The sequence below is a fragment of the Streptomyces sp. NPDC107500 genome (genome assembly GCF_055582785.1).
This window is the reverse complement of the sequence record NZ_JBVJPF010000008.1, coordinates 165,110-186,386: the sequence shown is the minus strand read 5'-3', so window position 1 is coordinate 186,386 and position 21,277 is coordinate 165,110. Positions and strand designations below refer to the sequence as shown.

Genomic DNA, 21,277 nt, shown 5'->3' with positions numbered 1-21,277 from the left:
CTAATGCGCTCATATGAGCGCCAATGATCCTGAGTCACAGATTCTCCCTATAGGCACCGGATATGGTGGCGCGCATGACTCAGTCCCACCCCAGGATCAGCAAGGCTGTCATCCCCGCGGCCGGGCTCGGTACCCGGTTCCTGCCGGCCACCAAAGCCACTCCCAAGGAGATGCTGCCGGTCGTCGACAAGCCGGCGATCCAGTACGTGGTCGAAGAGGCCGTGGCCGCCGGCCTCGGCGACGTCCTCATGGTCACGGGCCGCAACAAGCGCCCCCTGGAGGACCACTTCGACCGCAACTACGAACTGGAGTCCGCCCTCCAGAAGAAGGGCGACGCGGGACGGCTCGCCAAGGTCCAGGAGTCCAGCGACCTCGCGATGATGCACTACGTCCGCCAGGGCGACCCCAGGGGCCTCGGCCACGCCGTACTGTGCGCCGCCCCGCACGTCGGCCACGAGCCCTTCGCGGTCCTGCTCGGCGACGACCTGATCGACCCGCGCGACCCGCTCCTCCAGCGCATGATCGACGTCCAGGAGCAGTACGGCGGCAGCGTGATCGCCCTCATGGAGGTCGCGCCGGAACAGATCCACCTCTACGGCTGCGCCTCCGTGGCCCCGACCGGCGACGGCGACGTGGTCAAGGTCACCGGGCTGGTCGAGAAGCCCGACGAGGCCGACGCCCCCTCCAACTACGCCATCATCGGCCGCTACGTCCTCGACCCGCGCATCTTCGACATACTCCGCAAGACCGAGCCCGGCCGCGGCGGCGAGATCCAGCTCACCGACGCCCTCCAGCAGTTGGCCGCGGACGAGAAGGCCGGCGGTCCCGTGCACGGCGTCGTCTTCAAGGGCCGCCGCTACGACACCGGTGACCGGGGCGACTATCTGCGTGCCATTGTCAGACTCGCGTGCGAACGTGAAGACCTGGGCCCGGACTTCCGGACCTGGCTTCGCAGTTACGTAGCCGAGGAGATGTAACGACGTTGAGCAGCGCGCCCCGTGACACCGGACACGACCACGCCACCGCGGACGCCGGTCCGGACCGGCTGTGGTCGGTGCAGGACCACCTGGACGACGTCCTCGCCACCGTCCGCCCCCTGGAACCCATCGAGCTGAACCTGCTCGACGCCCAGGGCTGCGTCCTGGTCGACGACGTCACGGTGCCGCTGTCCCTGCCGCCCTTCGACAACAGCTCCATGGACGGGTACGCGGTGCGGGTGACCGACGTCGCGGGCGCCAGCGAGGAGTTCCCCGCCGTCCTGGAGGTCGTCGGGGACGTCGCCGCCGGCCAGGCCGACCCGCCCTCCGTCGGCCCCGGCCAGGCCGCCCGCATCATGACCGGCGCCCCGCTCCCGCCCGGCGCCGAGGCCGTCGTCCCCGTCGAGTGGACCGACGGCGGGCTCGGCGAGGGCCCGGTCGCCGGCATGCGGGCCCGCAGCCTGGCCCCCGAGGGCGCCGAGGGACAGGTGCACGTCTACCGGCCGGCCGAGTCCCGTGCCCACGTGCGCGCCAAGGGCAGCGACGTCCGCTCCGGCGACCGCGCCCTGGAAGCGGGCACCGTCCTCGGCCCGCCGCAGATCGGCCTGCTCGCCGCGATCGGCCGGGGCAAGGTCCGGGTACGCCCGCGCCCGCGCGTGGTGGTGCTCTCCACCGGCAGCGAACTCGTCCAGCCCGACGAGCAGCTGGCGCCCGGTCAGATCTACGACTCCAACAGCTTCGCCCTCACCGCGGCCGCCCGGGACGCCGGCGCCATCGCCTACCGGGTGGGCGCCGTCGCCGACGACGCCGAGACCCTGCGGGCCACCATCGAGGACCAGCTCGTCCGCGCCGACCTGATGGTCACCACCGGCGGCGTGAGCGTCGGCGCCTACGACGTGGTCAAGGAGGCGCTGGCGCACGTCGGCGACGAGGACGAGCCGGGCAGCGGCGTGGACTTCCGCAAGCTCGCCATGCAGCCCGGCAAGCCCCAGGGCTTCGGCGCCATCGGCCCCGACCACACCCCGCTGCTCGCCCTGCCCGGCAACCCGGTGTCGTCGTACGTCTCCTTCGAGCTGTTCGTCCGCCCCGCGATCCGCACCCTCATGGGCCTGCCCGACGTCCACCGGCCGACGGTCACCGCCACCCTGTCCGCGAAGAAGGCGCTGACCTCACCCAAGGGTCGCCGCCAGTTCCTGCGCGGCACCTACGCCGACGGCTCGGTCACCCCGGTCGGCGGCTCCGGCTCCCACCTGATCGCCGCCCTCGCGCACGCCGACGCCCTGATCGTCGTCCCCGAGGACACCGAGTCCGTCGAGCCGGGCGCCGACGTCGAGGTGGTCCTGCTCGGCTGACCCCGCCCGGTTGCCGGTAGCGTGTCGCGCACAGCAGGCCCACGCGCCGCACCGCGCCGGGCCAGGACCGGGAGCGCCACACAAGCATGAGTACGCAGGACCGAACCCCGAACGGCGGACGGGACCCGCAAGGCCGGCTGACACACATCGACGAGGCGGGCGCCGCCCGGATGGTCGACGTGTCCGGCAAGGACGTCACCGCACGCACCGCGCGCGCCAGCGGGCGCGTCCTCGTCGCCCCCCGCGTGGTGGAGCTGCTGCGCGGCGAGGGGGTCCCCAAGGGCGACGCCCTGGCCACCGCGCGGATCGCGGGCATCATGGGCGCCAAACGCACCCCGGACCTGATCCCGTTGTGCCACCCGCTGTCGGTCTCCGGTGTGAAACTGGACCTGTCGGTCGCGGACGACGCCGTGGAGATCACCGCCACGGTGAAGACGACGGATCGCACGGGCGTCGAGATGGAGGCGCTCACCGCGGTCACCGTCGCCGCGCTCACCGTGATCGACATGGTCAAGGCGGTCGACAAGGGAGCGGTCATCACGGACGTGCGGGTGGAGGAGAAGACGGGCGGCAAGTCGGGCGACTGGAGCCGGTCATGACGCGGGACGAGTCGACGGGAGGCGCCCTCGCCGCCCCGTACAGCGCCCTGGTCGTCACCGCCTCCAACCGGGCCGCCGCCGGGGTCTACGAGGACAAGGGCGGCCCCCTGATCGCCGACGGCCTGCGCCGGTTCGGCTTCGCCGTGGACGGACCGCGGGTCGTCCCGGACGGCGACCCCGTCGAGGCCGCCCTGCGCGCGGGCGCCGAGGCCGGCTACGACGTGATCGTCACCACCGGCGGCACCGGCATCTCGCCCACCGACCGCACCCCCGAGGCCACCCGGGCGGTGATCGGCCACGAGATCCCCGGCATCGCCGAGGCGATCCGGGCGTACGGCCGGGACAAGGTGCCCACCGCGGCGCTCTCCCGGGGCCTGGCCGGGGTGGCGGGCGGCACGCTGATCGTCAACCTGCCGGGCTCCTCCGGCGGGGTGAAGGACGGCCTCGCCGTGCTGGAGCCGCTGCTGATCCACGCCGTCGACCAGCTCCGGGGCGGCGACCACCCCAGACCCGGCACCGGAGGGGGTGCGAGCTGAACAGCCCATCCTGGCCCGCGGAGCTGAGGGACGGCGACATCGTCCTGAGGCCGATCAGGCTGCGCGACCAGCGGGCCTGGCGCGAGGTCAACCGGCGCAACCGCGACTGGCTGCGCCCCTGGGAGGCCACCATCCCGCCGCCCGGCCCCGGCGGCCCGCTCGCGCACCGGCCGACCTACCGGCAGATGGTGCGCCACCTGAGGTCGGAGGCGAACGCGGGGCGGATGCTGCCGTTCGTCATCGAGTACCAGGGGCGGCTGGCCGGGCAGTTGACGGTGGCCGGCATCACCTGGGGCTCGATGTGCTCCGGCCATGTCGGCTACTGGGTGGACGAGTCGGTGGCCGGGCGCGGCGTGATGCCGACGGCCGTGGCGATGGCCGTGGACCACTGTTTCCGCACCGTCGGGCTGCACCGCGTCGAGGTCTGTATTCGCCCCGAGAACGCGCCCAGCCGCCGGGTGGTGGAGAAACTCGGATTCCGCGAGGAGGGCCGCAGGCCGCGTTATCTCCACATCGACGGCGCCTGGCGCGACCATCTCGTCTTCGCGCTCACCGCGGAAGAGGTGCCGGAGGGTCTGCTGAGGCGCTGGCACCGGTCACGGGACCGGAGTGCGCCGAACACCGGAAATTGAATAAACGTTCGAAATTGATCGACCGACGATCGTCCGAAGCGGAGAATTTCGCGTCTCTGACGGTCTGCTGATCGCATCGATCACAAGAAAAGTTCGAAATATCAGCCAGATCGTGCGACACACCGGCCCAATTGGCGGATGGCCTCACGGAAACCCCTCTACCGTGTGAGGCGTGAGCAGCAGCGGCCTCATCTACGCAGTCATTGTCGGGGCCTGGGCCGCCTACTTGGTGCCGATGTGGCTCCGTAGGCAGGACGAGCTGAACGAGGCCCGTCCGACGGAACGCTTCAGCACCGCCATCCGGCTGCTGTCCGGACGGGCGGGCATGGAGCGCCGGTACGCCAAGGACCTGCGGTCGCGCCCCGCCGACGAGGCGGAGCCCGACACCGACGCCCCGGACGCCGTCACCGACTCGGTGGACGTCCGGGCCTTCGCCGTGTCCCGGACCCGACGGCACACCCGGCCCACCCCACCGCAGCACCCCGCGGAACGGCCCGAGAAGGCGCGCCCGGAGCAGGGCGCACCCGCGCAGGGCCCCAGACCCGGCACGTCCCCGGAACACCCGGGCCGCACCACCGGCTCCGGCGCCCCAGCGGCACGGGGACGGGTCCCGCAGGCCCGCCGCGCACCCGTTTCCGCCGAGGCCGCGGCCCGTGCCCGGCGCACCAAGGTCCTCGCACGCCGCCGCCGCACCACCGTGATGCTGTTCCTGGCCTTCACACTCGGCTCGGTCGTCGCGGCGGTCGGCGGACTCGCCTTCCTGTGGGCTCCCGGCGTGCCCGCACTGCTGCTCAGCGCTTACATCGCCTACCTGCGCACGCAGGAACGCCGCCGGTTCGCCTTCCAGATGGACCGCCGCCAGGCCGAGGTCGCCGCGCAGCGGCTGCGCGACCGCGGCCCCCGGCCGCCGGGGAGGCGCACGCAGTCCGACCCCGTAGGTGCCGTCGGCGACCCCGACGCCGAGGAACTGGACGAAGGGCCCGAGACAGAGGCCGACGCCGGGCTCTCCGCGCTCGCCGCGGACCGGCGGGCACTGGTCGAGCAGACCGACCACGCCGAGTGGGTCGACCAGCAGCGCGAACCCCGCGGGCGCCCCCGCGGCGACAGCTGGGACCCGGTACCGGTGCCCCTGCCCACCTACGTCACCGCACCGGTCGCCCCGCGCGCCACGCCCGACGTGGACCTCGCGGCGCCCGACGCCTGGAGCTCGGCCCGCTCCAGCGCCGTCACCCCCGAACAGGAGGACGCGGTGTCCGCCCCCGCGCCGGACCGCCCCGCCGATCCCGCCGAGGACCGCGCGGAGACGCCGGCCCGCAGTGACGCCCGCCGCGCCGCCTCCGCCCGCCGGGCCCGGGAGCGCGGCCGCACACCGCTCTTCGATCAGTACGAGGACGGCGGCCGCCCTCGCGCCGCCAACGAGTAGACCCGCCTGGTGGGCCCGTCCGGGGCCGTCCCGCCGCGGTCCCGGAACGGATTTTTGAGCAGGCCGGTCGGGGTGCTAAAGTTTCACTCGTTGCAAGGGCCTGTGGCGCAGTCTGGTAGCGCACCTCGTTCGCATCGAGGGGGTCTGGGGTTCAAATCCCCACAGGTCCACGCACATTGTCGAAGGTCCCGTCCGGTCATCACGACCGGGCGGGACCTTCGTCGTTGCCTGGCCCACCCGCGCGCGCCGCGCGACCCTGTGTGCGGTGTCACACCCCAACCTGATCCGCCATCAGGGTCGCGCCGAACGGCACGGGCGCCGAGGAGGCGAGACCCTAGGGGACCTGGAGGGCCTTCGCGTAGCAGAGGCTGTCCTCGTGGAAGCGGTAGTAGCCGAACTTCGTGCACGGCTCGTAGCCGCTGGACAGGTACAGGGCCACGGCCTCCGGCTGCTTCGTGCCCGTCTCCAGCACCATCCGGGTCCGGCCCGCCGTGCGGGCGTCCTCCTCCAGGGCGGCCAGTATGCGGCGGGCCACCCCGCGGCCACGCACCTGTTCTATGACGAACATCCGCTTCAGCTCGGCGTCCCCGTCGAGGTTCCCCTCGTCGTTGGCGTCCTGGCCGCGCCAGCCGCCCGAGGCGACCGGGGCCTCGCTCTCGTCGTACGCGACCAGGTAGAGGCCGTTCGGCGGCGCGAAGTCCGACGCGTCCAGATGCGTGGCGTCGCCGCCGTCGCCGTAGCGGACGTCGTACTCGGCCTGGACCTCGTCGTTGAGCTTGACGGCGTCGGGGTGGTCGAAGGCGACCCGGCGAATGTTCATGCTACCTACCGTATATTAATGCGAGATCCGGGATCGGGGCACCGTCCAGTGTGCCGGTATCGTGCCCTGGTGCTCACCGTGACCTCCGTGAATGTGAACGGTCTGCGCGCCGCCGCGAAGAAGGGCTTCGTGGAGTGGCTCGCCGACACCGCCGCCGACGTGCTCTGCCTCCAGGAGGTGCGGGCCGAGCCCCAGCAGCTGCCCGAGCACGTCCGTACGCCCGACGGCTGGCACGTCACACACGCGCCGGCCGCCGCCAAGGGCCGGGCCGGCGTCTCCCTCTACACCCGGCGCGAGCCCGACGCCGTCCGCGTCGGCTTCGGCTCGGCCGAGTTCGACGGCAGCGGCCGCTACGTCGAGGCCGACCTGCCCGGTGTGACGGTCGCCTCCCTCTACCTCCCGTCCGGCGAGGTCGGCACCGAGCGCCAGGACGAGAAGGTCCGCTTCATGGGCGAGTTCCTCGCCTACCTCAAGGAACTGCGCGAGCGCGCCGCCGCCGAGGGCCGCGAGGTCGTCGTCTGCGGCGACTGGAACATCGCCCACCGCGAGGCCGACCTGAAGAACTGGCGCGCCAACAAGAAGAACTCGGGCTTCCTGCCGGAGGAACGCGACTGGCTGAGCCGCGTCCTCGACCCGGCGGAGGGCGGCTACGTGGACGTCGTGCGCGCACTGCACCCGGACGCCGAGGGGCCGTACTCGTGGTGGTCGTACCGGGGGCGGGCCTTTGATAACGATTCAGGTTGGAGAATCGATCTCGCCGCCGCTACCCCGGCACTGGCCGCCCGCGCGGTCAAGGGGTTTGTCGAGCGAGCAGCCAGCCACGCGGAACGGTGGTCGGACCACGCACCCGTGACGGTGGTCTTCGAGTCGTGACGGACCTCACGACGAGGAGTTGCCGAGGGTGAAGGAAAGTCGCGAGGTGTCCGGTCCGGCCAGCCTGGCCGGACCACCGCCGCAGCGCCCCTTGGCCACGTTGACGCGAGCGCCGCTGGCGAGGAGCAGTTCGCGGGTCACCGGCACCTCGCTGCTGGTGACCTCCTTGTACCGAGCGACCGTGTAGGACTCCAGCCAGTCCGAGCGCATCGACGCGGGCGCGGAACACACGTCGCCGCGAGCCGTCGCCCGGCACGCGTAGTCGCCATGGGGACGGCCCTTGCGCGCGGCGAAGTACATGCGCCCATCACACCCCGAGCAGTGGGCGACCGCAGTGAGCATGGCGTTCGTGGGGTTCCTGTGATGGTTGTGGCTCGAGCGGGCTCGCAGCAGTGTCTGCAGGCGGCCGAACTCGTCCTCCGTCAGCAACGGCGGACCGATCAGCACGGGTGCCCCCTCGCCGTCCCGCACGGTCTGTCCCTGGTGGATCCGGTGCCCCATGAGCGACGGACTGCGCAGCACCTTGGACAGGGTGCCGGACGTCCACCGGAACCGCTCGAAGTCGCGCCCGTGACGGCGGCCGCCCGTGGGGCGGCCCTGGAGCTGGGCATGACGGTCTCGTGGGACCGGTACGCAGGCGTCGTTGAGCCTTCGCGCGATCGCGATGAGGGACGACCCCGTTTCCACGTCCGCCACGATGGCGTGGACCACGGCGGCGGCTTCGGGGTCCGGGGCCAGGCACCAGCCGCTGCCGGACGGGTGGGGCGCTTTCCGGTAGCCGAACGGAACGAGGCCGCCCCCGTAGCGGCCGATCATGCGCAATGCGGCGTGACTGCTGGTCAGCCGGGCGGAAAGAGTCTCGGCCTCCTGCTCGGCGACCTTGGCCAGGTCCATGCATCGCTGGATGACCGCGTCGTCGGTCTGGGGTCGCACGACGATCGGACTGTCGTCGCCCTGTCCGCCGAATACGAGTGTCCGCGTGTGCCGTCGGGCCCAGGCGAGGAGTTCGGCCATGTGCGCCAAGGACCGTACCGCTCGGTCGACGTGTGACCAGACGATGGCGTCGTACTCCGTGGGATGGCGCAGCCAGATCGACAGTGACGGCCGTTCGAACGGGGACTTGCTGCGGGCCGATACGCCGAGGTCCGCCGTCTCGGCCACGATGGTCAAGCCGAGCCGCTGTGCGCACCGGTGGATCGTGGCGCGCTGTCGGTCTGGTGCTGTGGTCACCTCCGTGAGCTGGCTGATGCGCAGCACACCGAGCGCTCTGGTCTGTTGGGGCGCCGTTGCGGCGATCGAGCCTTGAGGGGACGGTCCGTGGCTACGCTGGGGCATGTCGGCGCTCCTGGGGAGTGTCGGCCGTACCCCGGGGCTGGTCGCACAGCCGCCGGGGCCTTTCGATCTCACTGTCGGAGCGGGAACTGACTTGCGTTACCGCTTTCCTGATGAGTAGCCCGATGGGGTGAACGGGTCAGGAAGGCTCCGTCCGCTTCCGGGTCCGGCGGTCCAGGGCCAGGGAGAGTTCCGCCTCCACCACGCTGCGGGCCAGGGGGCGTAGGCGGTGGAGGTCCTGTTCGGGGGCGTGGCGGAGGATCAGGGTGGTGAAGAGTTCGGCGAGGGCGTCGGCGTGTTCGCGGACGCGGGCGCCGGCCTGGAGGACCTCGGCGAGCGGTATGCCCTCGCGGACCAGGGCCGAGGAGACCTCCAGCAGGCTGTGGCTGATGTGGACGAGTTCGTCGCCGTCGGTGCCCAGGTAGCCGAGGTCCATCGCGGCGGCCAGGTTCTCGGGGGTGACCTCGCCCTCGAAGCGGGCGGCGAGTTCCTCGGGGGTGAGGCGGACCGGGGTCTCCTCGGTGGGCTCGCCGAGGCCGAGCAGGTCGCCGACGTCGCGGCCGTGGTCGAAGGCGTCGGCGAGTTCCGCGATGCCGTTGAGGGTGTGGCCGCGTTCCAGGAGCGCCGCGATGGTGCGCAGGCGGGCGAGGTGGTGGTCGTCGTACCAGGCTATGCGGCCCTCGCGGCGGGGTGGCGGGATCAGTTTGCGTTCGCGGTAGAAGCGCAGGGTGCGCACCGTGATGCCGGCCAGCCCGGCCAGTTCCTCCATGCGGTATTCACGCTTCTCGGTCACGTCACCGACCTTAAGTCGTACCGCCGGTAACTTTCCTTCGCGTGACCCCTACCCATGAGTACGGAGCTGTTCTACTCTCCCATTGCGCCAGTGTTCACTGGCATGGTTCCAGACGGTCCAGGCTAAGCGTGGAGGCTCCGGGATGGCCGAGCACGAGCAGGTTCAGGAACACGTACGGGTGGCGGTGATCGGGTCCGGCTTCGGCGGCCTCGGGGCCGCCGTGCGGCTGCGGCGCGAAGGGATCACGGACTTCGTCGTGCTGGAGCGGGCGGGGAGCGTCGGGGGGACCTGGCGCGACAACAGTTATCCGGGCTGCGCCTGCGACGTACCGTCGCACCTGTACTCCTTCTCCTTCGCGCCCAACCCCGAGTGGCCGCGCACCTTCTCCGGGCAGGAGCACATCCGCGCCTACCTGGAGCACGTCACCGACACCTTCGGGCTCCGTCCCCACCTCCGCTTCGACTCGGAGGTGAAGCGGATGGCGTGGGACACCGAGCAGCTGCGGTGGGAGATCGAGACGGCGAGCGGGAACCTCACCGCCGACGTCGTCGTGTCCGCGACCGGCCCGCTGTCCGACCCCAAGGTCCCGGACATCCCCGGTCTCGACTCCTTCCCGGGCAAGGTCTTCCACTCCGCCCGCTGGGACCACGACCACGACCTCACCGGCAAGCGCGTCGCCATGATCGGCACCGGCGCCTCCGCCATCCAGATCGTGCCGGCCGTCCAGCCGAAGGCCGACCGCCTCACCCTCTTCCAGCGCACCCCGGCCTGGGTGATGCCCCGCATGGACCGGGCGATCAGCGGCGCCGAGCGCGCCCTGCACCGGGCGGTGCCCGCCACCACCAAGGTGCGGCGCGGGCTGCTGTGGGGCATCCGGGAACTCCAGGTGCAGGCCTTCACCAAGCACCCCAACGAGCTGGGCTTTATCGAGCGGATCGCCAAGCGCAACATGGGCGCCTCGATCAAGGACCCGGAGCTGCGCGCCAAGCTCACCCCCGACTACCGCATCGGCTGCAAGCGCATCCTGCTGTCGAGCAGCTACTACCCGGCGCTCGCCCAGCCCAACGTCGACGTGGTCGCCGCCGGACTCAGCGAGGTGCGCGGGTCCACCCTCGTCGGCGCCGACGGCACCGAGGCCGAGGCCGACGTGATCATCTTCGGCACCGGCTTCCACGTGACCGACATGCCCATCGCCGAGCGGGTCGTGGGCGCGGACGGGCGGACCCTCGCCGAGACCTGGAAGGGCGGCATGGAGGCGCTGCGCGGCGCCTCGGCGGCGGGCTTCCCCAACTTCATGACGGTCATCGGACCCAACACCGGCCTGGGGAACTCGTCCATGATCCTGATGATCGAGTCCCAGCTGAACTACATGGCCGACTACCTGCGCCAGATCGACGTCCTCGGCGGCCGCACCGCCCTCGACGCCCGCCCGGCCGCGGTGCGGAACTGGAACCACCGGGTGCAGGAGCGGATGAAGCGCACCGTGTGGAACACCGGCGGCTGCACCAGCTGGTACCTGGACGCCAGCGGCCGCAACACCACCGTCTGGCCCGGTACGACCGCCGAGTTCCGGCGGGCGACGCGGCGCGTGGACCTCGCGGAGTACGACGTGCTGCGCGCGCCCGCCGCCCGGCCCGCCGAAGACGCCGAGCCGGTCTCCGAGGTGAGCGCGTGAGCCGCCTGCTGCGTGACGCGGAGGGCCGGTACGCCCCGCCCGTCCCCGCCCGTGAACTGACCGTCACCGCCGCCGACGGCGCCCGGATCCACGTGGAGGTGCACGGCCCCGAGGGGGCGCCCGCGGTCGTGCTGGCGCACGGCTGGTGCTGCTCGACCTCCTTCTGGGCGGCGCAGGTCCGCGAACTGGCCGCCGACCACCGGGTCGTCGCCTACGACCAGCGCGGTCACGGCCGCAGTCCGGCGAACCCGGCGTACGGCACCGAGCCGCTCGCCGACGACCTGGAAGCGGTCCTGGAGGCGACGCTCGCGCCGGGTGAACGGGCGGTGGTCGCCGGGCACTCGATGGGTGGGATGACGGTGATGGCCGCGGCGACCAGGTCCGCGGTGCGTGAGCACGTGGCGGCCGTTCTGCTGTGCAGCACGGGCAGTTCGCGGCTGGTGGCGTCCGCCACCGTGGTGCCGCTCGGGGAGGGCCGGGTGCGCACCTGGCTGACCCGGCGGATCCTCGGCTCCCGGGCGCCGCTCGGGCCGGTCACGCCCCTCGCCCGGCGGATCCTCAGGTACGGGACGATGGGCCCCGGTTCGGGCCCGGACATGATCGAGGCCTGTGCCCGCATCGTGCACGCCTGCCCGCGCCGGGTCCGGCACGGCTGGTCGCAGGTGCTCGACCTGCTCGATCTCGACCACGGCGTACGGGAGTTGCGGATGCCGGTGGAGATCGTGGTCGGTACCGCCGACCGGCTGACCCCGCCCGTGCAGGCCCGGTCGCTGGCCGCCGCGCTGCCCGACTGCGTGGGCCTGACGGAGCTGGAGGGGCTGGGCCACATGACGCCGGTGGAGGCGCCGGAACTGGTCACCGGGAAGATACGGGCGCTCGCCGCCGCCCACATACCCAGCGCACGCAGCGAGCGTGCCGTACACGCCGAGGAGAGCGCATGAGCAGGGTGAGCCTGGAAGGGCGGGTCGCCGTCGTCACCGGAGCGGCGCGGGGTGTCGGGGAACTGCTGGCCCGCAAGCTGTCGGCGCGCGGCGTGAAGGTGGCGCTGGTGGGGCTGGAGCCCGACGCGCTCAAGCAGGTCTCCTCACGGCTGCACAGCGAGAGCGAGCACTGGCACGCCGACGTGACCGACCACGAGGCGATGGCCCGGGTCGCGGCCGAGGTCAAGGAGCGCTTCGGCCGGATCGACATCGTCGTCGCCAACGCGGGTGTGGCCAGCGGCGGTCCCTTCGTCGACTCCGACCCGGAGTCCTGGCGGCGGGTGATCGAGGTCAACCTGGTCGGGTCGGCGGTGACGGGCCGCGCCTTCCTGCCGGCGCTGCTGGAGAGCCGTGGCTACCTGCTCCAGATAGCCTCGCTGGCCGCGATCACGCCCGCGCCGATGATGTCCGCGTACTGCGCGTCCAAGTCCGGTGTGGAGGCGTACGCGCACAGTCTGCGCGGCGAGGTCGGGCACCGGGGTGTGAAGGTCGGCGTCGGCTACCTCTCGTGGACCGACACGGACATGGTGCGCGGTGCCGACCAGGACGACGTCATGCGCGAGTTGCGGCAGCGGCTGCCCTGGCCGTCGAACAAGACCTATCCGCTGGGCCCGGCGGTCGACCGGCTCGTGGAGGGCATCGAGCGCCGTTCCGCGCACGTCTACGGGCAGTGGTGGCTGCGCGGTATGCAGGGCATGCGCGGCTACCTGCCCTCCCTCGTCGGGACCGTCGGGCAGCGGGAGATGCGGCGGTTCGGGGACCGGCTGAACGGGGTCCGCATGGGCCTGGTCGGCGCCGGTGGAGCGGCCGACGAACAGGGCCGGTCAGGGGCGACTACGGTCCGTAAGTGATCGACATGCGCAGGGTCACGGCTCGTGTGAATCTGATCGAGCGCCCGGCCGAAGCGGTCGGGCCCGATCACCACAGGAGTGAACCCACATGGGTATGAAGGACCAGTTCCAGGACAAGGCCGAGCGCATGCAGCAGCAGGGCAAGCAGCGGGCCGAGCAGGCGAAGGACCAGTTCCAGAACCGCGACCGCCGTCGCGACGAGCGTGAGGACGAGATGGACCCGTCCTCGCGTCGCCGGGAAGCGGAGGACCGCTTCGAGCAGCACCGCGACAACGCCTGATCCGTCGCCGCTGAGGTGAAGGGGCGCCCCCCGTCGTACGGGAGGCGCCCTTGCTCATGCCCGGGCGGCCATGTCCGGGCGGCCGGGCCGCTGTTCTCAGCCCCGGGGCGGCAGCGGCGGACGGGATCGGTCCGGTACCTCGGCGTAACCGGGCGGCGTCGCGGGCGGGTTGGTCTGCAGCAGTTCCAACGCCAGCCGCACGGACTCGTCAAGGACCGGGTAGCGGCCCTCGGCCCAGTCCAGGGGGGTGCGCAGCGCCTCGACGTCGGGGGCGACGCCGTAGTTCTCCACGGACCAGCCGTACGCGTCGAACCAGGCGGCGTTCATGGGCACCGTGATCACCGTGCCGTCGCCGAGGCGGTGCCGGCCGGTCATGCCGACCACGCCGCCCCAGGTGCGCTGCCCGACGACCGGACCGATGCGCAGCAGCTTGAACGCGGCGGTGATCATGTCGCCGTCGGAGGAGGTGGCCTCGTCGGCGACCGCGACGACCGGGCCGCGCGGCGCGGTGGACGCGTACGACACCGGCTGGGCGTCGCGGGTGAGGTCCCAGCCCAGGATGGTGCGGGTGAGCTTCTCGACGACGAGTTCGCTGATGTGCCCGCCGGCGTTGCCGCGCACGTCCACGATGAGCGCGGGCCGGGAGACCTCCATGCGCAGGTCGCGGTTGAACTGGGCCCAGCCGGAGCCGCCCATGTCGGGGATGTGCAGGTAGCCGCACCGTCCGCCGCTCAACTCGCGGACGACCTCGCGGCGTTTGGCGACCCAGTCCTGGTAGCGCAGGGGGCGTTCGTCGACCAGCGGTACGACGGCGACCCTGCGGGACGGTCCTCCGGTGCCCTCGGCCGGTGAGAAGGTCAGCTCCACCGTCGTACCGCCCGCGCCCGCCAGCAGCGGATACGGGCCCGCCGCCGGGTCCACCGGGCGGCCGTCCACGTGGGTCAGTACGGCCCCCTCGCGGATGCCCGTGCCGGCCAGTGGGGAGCGGGCCTTGGAGTCGGAGGAGTCGCCGGGCAGGATGCGCTTGACCACCCAGTGGCCCTCCCGGCAGACCAGGTTGGCCCCGAGCAGGCCCTGCCGGCGCTGGTAGTGCGCCGGGCCCTCGTTGCGGCGGGCGGCGGCGACGTAGGCGTGGGAGGTGCCGAGTTCGCCGAGCACCTCGCGCAGCAGGTCGGCGAACTCGTCCGGGGTGGCGACCCGTTCGACCAGCGGACGGTACTGGTCGAGGACGGCGTCCCAGTCGATGCCGCACATGCCGGGGTCCCAGAAGTAGGCGCGGATCAGTCGGCCCGCCTCGTCGTAGGCCTGGCGCCACTCGGCGGGCGGGTCGACCACGTGCAGGATGCGGCGGAGGTCGATCCAGGTGGTCGAGTCGCTGTCGCCGGCCTCGGTGGCGGGCACCGCGCGCAGGTCGCCCTCGTCGAGCACGACCAGGCGGGTGCCGTCGCCGCTGACCCGGAACCAGTCGAGGTGGTCGACCAGTTCGGACTTCTTCGCCTTGGCCAGGCCGAAGTGCTCCAGGGTGGGCCGCTCGCTGGGGTCGGCCGGGTTGGCGAAGGTCTCGCCGAGCGCGCCCGAGATCGGCCAGCGCAGCCAGACCAGGCCGCCGCCGGCGACCGGTTGCAGCGCCGAGTACTTGGAGGCGGTGACCGGGAAGGGGGTCACCCGGCTCGCCAGGCCCTCGACCTCGACGGTGACGGCGCCGCCCTCGCCGGGTTCGTCCTCCAGGGGGTCGAGACCGCCGGCGGCGGGGCGGCCCTCGGGGTTGAGGGCGAAGGGGGAGGGGGTCGCGGAGGAGAGGGGGACCAGGTAGGGGCGGCAGCCCAGCGGGAAGGAGAGGTCGCCGGTGTGCACGTCGTACACCGGGTCGAAGCCGCGCCAGGAGAGGAAGGCGAGGTAGCGGCCGTCCCGGGTGAAGACGGGGTTCTCGTCCTCGAAGCGTCCGTCGGTCACGTCGACGACGAGCGGGTCGTGTCCGTTCTGCCCGTTGATCCGGGCCATCTTGATCTGGCGCAGCGAGCGTCCGATGCCCGGGTGGGACCAGGTGAGCCAGGTCCCGTCGGGGGAGAAGGCGAGGTCGGTCACGGGGCCGTTGACGGACCGGATCAGCTCGGTGACGCCGCCTGAGGCGGCAGCGGTGCCGTCGGCGTCCCGGGCCGGGTTCTCCGTGCCCTCTCCTTCCGCGTCCTCCGCGGTTGCGGCGTCCTCCTCCGCGACGTCGAGCAGCAGCAGCCGGCCGTCGTGGGAGGCGACGGCGAGGCGGTCGCCGGCGGGGTCCGAGGCCAGCTCCAGGATCCGGCCGAGCCCCCCGGTGGCCGCCCGCCGGGCCGCCCGGCCCCCGGTCGCCCGGGGCAGGTGGGCGATCTCCACGGCGTCCTCGCCCGCCGCGTCCGTGACGTACGCGATCCGGCCGCTCTCGCCGAGCATCTCCGGCAGCCGCACCCGTACGCCCGGGGTGTCGGCGAGGGTGCGGGCGGGGCCGTCGCGGTGGGTGAGCCAGTACAGGCTGCCCCGGACGACGACGGCGCTCGCGCGGCCCGTCTCGTCGACGGAGATGCCGCCGACGTTCTGGGCGGCGGGCACCTGGTACGTACGCCGGCCCGCGCGCGGCCCGCTGAGGCGTACGTCGAGCCGGCGCGGCACCGAGCCGGACGCGAGGTCGTCCACGATCCACAGGTCGCCCGCGCACTGGTACACCACCCGGGTCCCGTCGCTCGCGGCGTTGCGGGCGTAGAAGGCGTCGTGGTCGGTGTGGCGGCGCAGGCCGGTGCCGTCGTGGGCGCAGGAGTAGAGGTTGCCGACGCCCTCGTGGTCGGAGAGGAAGGCGATCCGGTCGCCGACGAACATGGGGGCGGCCAGGTGTCCGCCGAGGTCGGGCAGGAGCCGCTCCCCGTGCAGCCAGAGCCGGCCGGTGGCGCCGCCCCGGTAGCGCTTCCAGGCGGCGGGTTCGTGCGGCGGGGTGCCGGTGAGCAGCAGGGTCCGGCGTTCCCCGTCGAGGTCGGCGGCCTGGATGTCGGTGACCGGGCCCCAGGGCAGTTTGCGGCCGGGGTCGCCGTCGGGGCCGACCTTGTAGGCCCAGGTGAGGTGGGAGAAGGGTTCGCCGTGGGAGGCGACGGCGAGGACGGCGGTGGTGCCGTCGGGATCGGGCGGGGACCAGCCGCAGACCCGGGTGTCTAGGCCGCCCCAGTGGGTGAGCTGCCGGCCGGGGCCGCCGTCCACCGGCACCAGGTGGACCTCCGGCACCAGGCTGCGCCAGCTGGTGTACGCGATGTGCCGGCCGTCGGGCGAGAAGCGCGGGTGGCCGGCCTTGGTGCGGTCGACGGTGAGCCGCCAGGCTCGGCCCGGTCCGTCGAGGGACGCGAGCCAGAGGTCGTCCTCTGCCACGAAGCAGAGCTGGTCGCCACTGAGGTGCGGAAGGCGCAGATAACTCACCCACCCCATGCTTTTCCGGGCTCCGGGTACCGGCAACTTATGGCGAGCCGACAACCGTGACCCAGAACACGAACGAAACCGTTTCGTTTCGCTAGTGGGCGGGGTACATTCGTCATGTACGAAACGGTGTCGTTCTGACAGAGTGGACTGGAGAGGAGTGAGCGAGATGACCGGGGCAACCACCGCGCGTCGCAGTCGGATCACTCCCGAGCGCGAGGCCGAGCTGTACGAGGCCGTGCTCGACCTGCTCCGGGAAGTCGGGTACGACGCGCTGACCATGGACGCCGTCGCGTCCCGTACGCGGTCCAGCAAGGCGACGCTCTACCGCCAGTGGGGCGGCAAGGCCGAGCTGGTCGTCAAGGCCATCCGGCACAACAAGCCCGGTGAGATCGGCGACGTCGACACCGGCTCGCTCCGCGGCGACCTGCACGCCGTGATGGCCCGCGAGGACGACTGCACCATGGAACAGAACTCCGCGCTGATGCGCGGCGTCGCCATGGCGCTGCACCAGAACCCGGACCTGCGACAGGCGTTCCGGGACCAGCTGGTCGAACCCGAGATGGGGGAGTTCCGGCGGGTGCTGCAACGCGCCGTCGACCGTGGCGAGATAAGACCGGACTGTCCGGCCCTGGACTTCCTCGTCCACATGATGGTGGGCGGCTTCGCCACCCGCACGCTGCTGGACGACCAGCCGCCGACCCGGGACTTCCTCGCCTCCTACATCGACGCCGTGATCCTCCCCGCACTCGGCGTCTCCACCACTGACACGTCTGGCACGTCTGACACGTCCCTGTAGCCGACCCCTCGGCTGCGACCCCCTGCTGAGCCCCATCTGACGTCACCGCTCACGTCGTCGGGCCGATCACCCCTGCCCCGAAGTTCCCACGACCTGACCGGGAGTACGCCCCCGTGGCCACGTTCCTCTACAAACTCGGACGGCTCGCCTTCCGCCGACGGCACTTCGTCGCCCTGATCTGGGTGGCCCTGCTGACGCTCGCCGGCGTCGGCGCGGCCAGCGCCCCGCCCGCCGGCTCCACGTCCTTCTCCATCCCCGGAACCGAGGCCCAGAAGGCCTTCGACCTGCTGGAACAGCGCTTCCCCGGCCAGAGCGCCGACGGGGCGACCGCCCGCGTCGTCTTCAAGGCACCGTCCGGCGAGAAGATGACGGACGCCGGGAACAAGGCGACGGTCGAGAAGACCGTCGACGAACTGGCGGACGGCTCCGAGGTCGCCTCGGTCGCCGACCCGTACACCGGCAACGCCGTCAGCAAGGACGGCACCATCGCCTACGCGTCGGTGCGCTACGACGTCTCCGGCATGGAGCTGGAGGAGTCCACCAAGCACGCCCTGGAGGACGCCGCCGAGCAGGCGCGGGAGTCCGGGCTGACCGTCGAGGTCGGCGGTGACGCGCTCCAGGCCGTACCGGAGACCGGCGCCACCGAGATCATCGGCATCGCGGTCGCCGCGGTCGTCCTGGTCATCACCTTCGGCTCGCTGGTCGCGGCCGGGCTGCCCCTGCTCACCGCCCTGATCGGCGTGGGCATCGGCGTCTCCTCGATCACCGCGCTGGCCAGTGCGCTGGAGCTGGGCTCGACCACCTCCATCCTGGCGATGATGATCGGCCTCGCGGTCGGCATCGACTACGCCCTGTTCATCGTCTCCCGCTACCGCGCCGAACTCGCCGAGGGGCGTGAGCGCGAGGACGCGGCGGGCCGGGCGGTCGGCACCGCGGGCTCCGCGGTCGTCTTCGCCGGCCTCACCGTCGTCATCGCCCTGGTGGGCCTGGCGGTCGTCAACATCCCGATGCTCACCAAGATGGGCATCGCGGCGGCCGGCACCGTCGCCATCGCGGTCCTGATCGCCCTGACCATGATCCCCGCACTGCTCGGCTACGCCGGACGCCGGGTCAAGCCGGCCGGCGCGAAGGGCGGGCTCCTGGGCCGTCGCCGGGGCGGTGCGAAGACCGAGCCGAAGAAGGACGCCGGACCGGCCAAGGCCAACCTGGGCACCCGCTGGGCGAGCTTCGTCGTCCGCCGCCCCCTGGCCGTCCTCCTCCTCGGCGTGATCGGCCTCGGCGCCGCCGCGATCCCCGCCTCCGACCTGGAACTCGGCCTGCCCGACGACGGCTCCCAGCCGACGTCCACCACCCAGCGCCGCGCCTACGACCTGCTCTCCGAGGGCTTCGGGCCCGGCTTCAACGGCCCCCTGCTGGTCGTCGTCGACGCCAAGGGCAGCGACGCCCCCAAGGACGCCTTCACCCAGGTCTCCGACGAGATCGAGGGCCTCGACGGTGTCGTGGCGGTGACCCCGCCCGCCCCCAACAAGGGCGGCGACACGGCGACGATCAGCGTGATCCCGGACTCCAAGCCGTCCTCCGTGCAGACCGAGGACCTGGTGCACGCCATCCGCGACGCGGGCGGCGACATCAAGGCCGACACCGGCGCCGAGACCCTGGTCACCGGCTCCACCGCGATGAACATCGACGTCAGCGAGAAGCTGAACGACGCGCTGCTGCCGTACCTGGTCCTCGTCGTCGGCCTGGCCTTCCTGCTGCTGATCGTGGTGTTCCGCTCGATCCTGGTCCCGCTGAAGGCGGCGCTCGGCTTCCTGCTCTCCGTCATGGCGGCGCTCGGCGCGGTCGTCGCGGTCTTCCAGTGGGGCTGGCTGTCCGGCCTGATGGGCGTCGAGGAGACCGGCCCGGTCATGTCGATGATGCCGATCTTCATGGTCGGCGTGGTCTTCGGCCTGGCCATGGACTACGAGGTCTTCCTGGTCACCCGCATGCGTGAGGCGTACGTCCACGGGGAGAAGCCCAGCCAGGCGGTCGTCACCGGCTTCAAGCACGGAGCCAGGGTCGTCACCGCCGCCGCGGTCATCATGATGGCGGTCTTCGCGGGCTTCATCGGCTCCAGCGAGTCGATGGTCAAGATGATCGGCTTCGGCCTGGCGATCGCCGTCTTCTTCGACGCCTTCGTCGTCCGCATGGCCCTCGTCCCGGCGGTGCTCGCACTGCTCGGCAAGAAGGCCTGGTGGCTGCCGAAGTGGCTGGACCGCGCCCTGCCCAACGTGGACGTCGAGGGCGAGGGACTGCGCACGGCCGACGAGCGGGGCTCCGGCCCCGACGAGGACCGGGAACTGGTGCGCACCTGACCCGCCGCCTCTGACAGGAGGACAGAAAGACCAGCCGGTGAGGGCTCCGTGGGGACGGGGCTGCCCTCACCGGCTTCCTCCGTCACGGGGCCGTACCCGGCCCGCCCGGGGCGCCGCGGAACCGGGTCGCATGCCGGCTACACGGACCGCTACCGTGCCGTCCATGACCACCACCGACGACGCCTCCGCCGCCCACCCCCGCTTCACCGAGGCCCTGAACGGACTCGGCCTCGGCGATCTGGCCGCCCGGGCCCGGCGCTTCCCCGAGGCCACGCGGACCGCCACCGAGGCCGCCGCCGCGATCGGGTGCGAGCTGAGCCAGATCTGCAAGTCCCTCATCTTCGCCGCCGACGGCGTGCCCGTCCTTGTCCTCATGGACGGCGCCTCCCGCGTCGACCTGGAGCGCGTCCGGGAGGAACTCGGCGCGCAGAAGGTCACCCGGGCCAAGGCCGACGTCGTGCGGGAGACCACCGGATACGCGATCGGCGGCGTCCCGCCCTTCGGGCACCGCAACCCGACCCGCGTCCTCGCCGACCGTTCGCTCCTCGCCCACGAGGTCGTCTGGGCCGCCGCCGGCACCCCCTACGCCGTGTTCCCGATGGCGCCCGAGGACCTCGTCACCACCGCCGGCGCCACCCTCGTGGACGTGCGCGAGCGCTCCGCGTGACCCCACTGGTCACCGGCGCCGTCCTGCTCGCCGCCGTCACGCACGCCGGCTGGAACGCGATCGCCCACCGGATTACGGACAAGCTCACCGGCTTCGCGCTGATATCCGGCGGCGGGATGCTCATCGGCCTCGCGATGCTGCCGTTCACGGCGTTCCCGAGGGCCGCGGCCTGGCCGTACCTCCTGGTCTCCGCCGTTCTGCACATCGCCTACTACGCCCTGCTGATGCGGTCCTTCCGGCTGGGCGACTTCGGCCAGGCCTACCCGATCGCCCGCGGCAGCGCGCCGCTGCTGGTCACCGTCCTCGCCGCCGTATTCGCCCACGAGGTGCCGGACCGCTGGGCGACCGCCGGGGTCCTGCTGGCCTGCGCCGGACTGACCGGCGTCGCCCTGTGGGGGCTGCGCGGACGCCGGCCCGACTGGGCGGCGATCGGCGCGGCCCTCGCCACCGGCGTGAGCATCGCCGCGTACACGGTGGTCGACGGGCTCGGCGTCCGCGCCTCCGGGTCCTCCCTCGGGTACGTCGCCTGGCTGATGGCGGTGCAGGGGACGGTCCTGCCGGCCTACTTCCTCTACCGCCACCGCGCCGGCGCCTGGGCGCTGCTGCGGCCCCGGGCCGGACTGGGAGTGCTCGGCGCGGTGCTCTCCTTCTGCGCCTACGCACTCGTCCTGTGGGCGCAGACACGCGCCGAACTCGCGCCGATCGCCGCCCTGCGCGAGTCCTCGATCCTGGTCGGCGCGGCGATCGGGGCCCTCTTCTTCAAGGAGCGGTTCGGGGCGCCCCGGATCGCGGCCGCGGGGCTGCTGGTCGTCGGGATCGGGCTGATGCTGCACACGGGATGAGCCGCACCCCACGCGTCACGCGGGAGGGGCCGGAGCGGCCGGCATGGTGCGGGCGGCGGCCGT

19 protein-coding genes and 1 tRNA gene are annotated in these 21,277 nt (G+C 72.3%); 16 read left to right on the top strand and 4 right to left on the bottom strand.

From position 1 onward, the window contains the following. Nucleotides 1-74 precede the first annotated feature (74 nt). From galU to ACZ67M_RS30045, 7 genes are all read left to right on the top strand, one after another. Nucleotides 75-977 carry a UTP--glucose-1-phosphate uridylyltransferase GalU gene (galU, locus tag ACZ67M_RS30075; RefSeq protein WP_122617559.1) on the top strand — a complete coding sequence of 301 codons (903 nt, stop codon included), beginning with the start codon at nt 75-77 and terminating at the stop codon, nt 975-977. A 5-nt stretch (nt 978-982) separates the two neighbouring features. Beyond that, nucleotides 983-2,329, top strand: coding sequence for a molybdotransferase-like divisome protein Glp (glp, locus tag ACZ67M_RS30070; protein ID WP_392238870.1), 1,347 nt, complete (start codon nt 983-985; stop codon nt 2,327-2,329). A gap of 86 nt (nt 2,330-2,415) precedes the next feature. Then, entirely contained in the window at nt 2,416-2,928 is a 513-nt protein-coding gene (gene moaC, locus ACZ67M_RS30065; protein WP_161332004.1) for a cyclic pyranopterin monophosphate synthase MoaC, read from the top strand. Beyond that, nucleotides 2,925-3,464 (top strand): MogA/MoaB family molybdenum cofactor biosynthesis protein, encoded by a 540-nt coding sequence (locus ACZ67M_RS30060; RefSeq protein WP_361357743.1) that lies wholly within the window; start codon nt 2,925-2,927, stop codon nt 3,462-3,464. Before moaC ends, ACZ67M_RS30060 begins: the two co-directional genes overlap by 4 nt. Then, nucleotides 3,461-4,096: a GNAT family N-acetyltransferase gene (locus ACZ67M_RS30055; RefSeq protein ID WP_185832196.1), complete on the top strand. Its 636-nt coding sequence runs from the start codon at nt 3,461-3,463 to the stop codon at nt 4,094-4,096. Before ACZ67M_RS30060 ends, ACZ67M_RS30055 begins: the two co-directional genes overlap by 4 nt. 172 nt (nt 4,097-4,268) lie before the next feature. Further along, a complete protein-coding gene (sepX, locus tag ACZ67M_RS30050; RefSeq protein ID WP_392102620.1) occupies nt 4,269-5,519 on the top strand; it encodes a divisome protein SepX/GlpR in 1,251 nt (416 codons plus the stop codon). A gap of 96 nt (nt 5,520-5,615) precedes the next feature. Next, nucleotides 5,616-5,689 (top strand) — tRNA-Ala (locus ACZ67M_RS30045). Nucleotides 5,690-5,853: 164 nt separating this feature from the next. Here ACZ67M_RS30045 and ACZ67M_RS30040 read toward each other — a convergent pair. Further along, nucleotides 5,854-6,339, bottom strand: a complete 486-nt coding sequence (locus ACZ67M_RS30040; RefSeq protein ID WP_469853635.1) for a GNAT family N-acetyltransferase — start codon at nt 6,337-6,339, stop codon at nt 5,854-5,856. Between the two features lie 69 nt (nt 6,340-6,408). Here ACZ67M_RS30040 and ACZ67M_RS30035 point away from each other — a divergent pair, with 69 nt between their 5' ends. Further along, entirely contained in the window at nt 6,409-7,212 is an 804-nt protein-coding gene (locus tag ACZ67M_RS30035) for an exodeoxyribonuclease III (protein ID WP_392102621.1), read from the top strand. A gap of 6 nt (nt 7,213-7,218) precedes the next feature. Here ACZ67M_RS30035 and ACZ67M_RS30030 read toward each other — a convergent pair whose 3' ends face one another. Both ACZ67M_RS30030 and ACZ67M_RS30025 read right to left on the bottom strand, forming a co-directional pair. Next, nucleotides 7,219-8,547 (bottom strand): recombinase family protein, encoded by a 1,329-nt coding sequence (locus ACZ67M_RS30030; RefSeq protein ID WP_392102622.1) that lies wholly within the window; start codon nt 8,545-8,547, stop codon nt 7,219-7,221. Between the two features lie 136 nt (nt 8,548-8,683). Then, nucleotides 8,684-9,337 (bottom strand): MerR family transcriptional regulator, encoded by a 654-nt coding sequence (locus tag ACZ67M_RS30025; protein WP_392102623.1) that lies wholly within the window; start codon nt 9,335-9,337, stop codon nt 8,684-8,686. Nucleotides 9,338-9,479: 142 nt separating this feature from the next. Between ACZ67M_RS30025 and ACZ67M_RS30020 the strand changes: the two genes are divergently transcribed. The 4 genes from ACZ67M_RS30020 to ACZ67M_RS30005 all read left to right on the top strand — a co-directional run bounded on the left by ACZ67M_RS30020 (nt 9,480) and on the right by ACZ67M_RS30005 (nt 13,123). Further along, a complete protein-coding gene (locus ACZ67M_RS30020; RefSeq protein ID WP_469853634.1) occupies nt 9,480-11,012 on the top strand; it encodes a flavin-containing monooxygenase in 1,533 nt (510 codons plus the stop codon). Beyond that, the gene (locus tag ACZ67M_RS30015) at nt 11,009-11,953 is read left to right on the top strand and encodes an alpha/beta fold hydrolase (RefSeq protein ID WP_361357759.1); all 945 of its coding nucleotides are present in this window, start codon (nt 11,009-11,011) and stop codon (nt 11,951-11,953) included. Before ACZ67M_RS30020 ends, ACZ67M_RS30015 begins: the two co-directional genes overlap by 4 nt. Further along, on the top strand, nt 11,950-12,843 hold the full coding sequence (locus tag ACZ67M_RS30010; RefSeq protein ID WP_361357762.1) for an SDR family oxidoreductase: 894 nt from the start codon (nt 11,950-11,952) through the stop codon (nt 12,841-12,843). Before ACZ67M_RS30015 ends, ACZ67M_RS30010 begins: the two co-directional genes overlap by 4 nt. A gap of 88 nt (nt 12,844-12,931) precedes the next feature. Continuing rightward, nucleotides 12,932-13,123, top strand: coding sequence for a hypothetical protein (locus ACZ67M_RS30005; protein WP_122617504.1), 192 nt, complete (start codon nt 12,932-12,934; stop codon nt 13,121-13,123). A 96-nt stretch (nt 13,124-13,219) separates the two neighbouring features. Here the strand turns inward: ACZ67M_RS30005 and ACZ67M_RS30000 are convergent, their stop codons facing one another. Next, on the bottom strand, nt 13,220-16,564 hold the full coding sequence (locus tag ACZ67M_RS30000; protein WP_469853633.1) for a S41 family peptidase: 3,345 nt from the start codon (nt 16,562-16,564) through the stop codon (nt 13,220-13,222). 157 nt (nt 16,565-16,721) lie between these two features. Here ACZ67M_RS30000 and ACZ67M_RS29995 point away from each other — a divergent pair, with 157 nt between their 5' ends. The 4 genes from ACZ67M_RS29995 to ACZ67M_RS29980 all read left to right on the top strand — a co-directional run bounded on the left by ACZ67M_RS29995 (nt 16,722) and on the right by ACZ67M_RS29980 (nt 21,214). Further along, nucleotides 16,722-17,351 (top strand): TetR/AcrR family transcriptional regulator, encoded by a 630-nt coding sequence (locus ACZ67M_RS29995; RefSeq protein WP_361357768.1) that lies wholly within the window; start codon nt 16,722-16,724, stop codon nt 17,349-17,351. A gap of 113 nt (nt 17,352-17,464) precedes the next feature. Continuing rightward, a complete protein-coding gene (locus tag ACZ67M_RS29990) occupies nt 17,465-19,705 on the top strand; it encodes an MMPL family transporter (protein WP_385800077.1) in 2,241 nt (746 codons plus the stop codon). A gap of 163 nt (nt 19,706-19,868) precedes the next feature. Then, the gene (locus ACZ67M_RS29985; RefSeq protein ID WP_361357774.1) at nt 19,869-20,372 is read left to right on the top strand and encodes a YbaK/EbsC family protein; all 504 of its coding nucleotides are present in this window, start codon (nt 19,869-19,871) and stop codon (nt 20,370-20,372) included. After that, complete coding sequence (locus ACZ67M_RS29980; protein ID WP_469853632.1) at nt 20,369-21,214, top strand: EamA family transporter; 846 nt, start codon at nt 20,369-20,371, stop codon at nt 21,212-21,214. The genes ACZ67M_RS29985 and ACZ67M_RS29980 overlap by 4 nt, the downstream gene beginning before the upstream one ends. Nucleotides 21,215-21,277: the final 63 nt, after the last annotated feature.

Coding starts and splice junctions, on each gene's coding strand:
- galU (WP_122617559.1), top strand. CDS start 75: ATGACTCAGTCCCACCCCAGGATCAGCAAGGCTGTCATCCCCGCGGCC.
- moaC (WP_161332004.1), top strand. CDS start 2,416: ATGAGTACGCAGGACCGAACCCCGAACGGCGGACGGGACCCGCAAGGC.
- ACZ67M_RS30060 (WP_361357743.1), top strand. CDS start 2,925: ATGACGCGGGACGAGTCGACGGGAGGCGCCCTCGCCGCCCCGTACAGC.
- ACZ67M_RS30040 (WP_469853635.1), bottom strand. CDS start 6,339: ATGAACATTCGCCGGGTCGCCTTCGACCACCCCGACGCCGTCAAGCTC.
- ACZ67M_RS30030 (WP_392102622.1), bottom strand. CDS start 8,547: ATGCCCCAGCGTAGCCACGGACCGTCCCCTCAAGGCTCGATCGCCGCA.
- ACZ67M_RS30020 (WP_469853634.1), top strand. CDS start 9,480: ATGGCCGAGCACGAGCAGGTTCAGGAACACGTACGGGTGGCGGTGATC.
- ACZ67M_RS30010 (WP_361357762.1), top strand. CDS start 11,950: ATGAGCAGGGTGAGCCTGGAAGGGCGGGTCGCCGTCGTCACCGGAGCG.
- ACZ67M_RS30005 (WP_122617504.1), top strand. CDS start 12,932: ATGGGTATGAAGGACCAGTTCCAGGACAAGGCCGAGCGCATGCAGCAG.
- ACZ67M_RS30000 (WP_469853633.1), bottom strand. CDS start 16,564: ATGGGGTGGGTGAGTTATCTGCGCCTTCCGCACCTCAGTGGCGACCAG.
- ACZ67M_RS29995 (WP_361357768.1), top strand. CDS start 16,722: ATGACCGGGGCAACCACCGCGCGTCGCAGTCGGATCACTCCCGAGCGC.
- ACZ67M_RS29985 (WP_361357774.1), top strand. CDS start 19,869: ATGACCACCACCGACGACGCCTCCGCCGCCCACCCCCGCTTCACCGAG.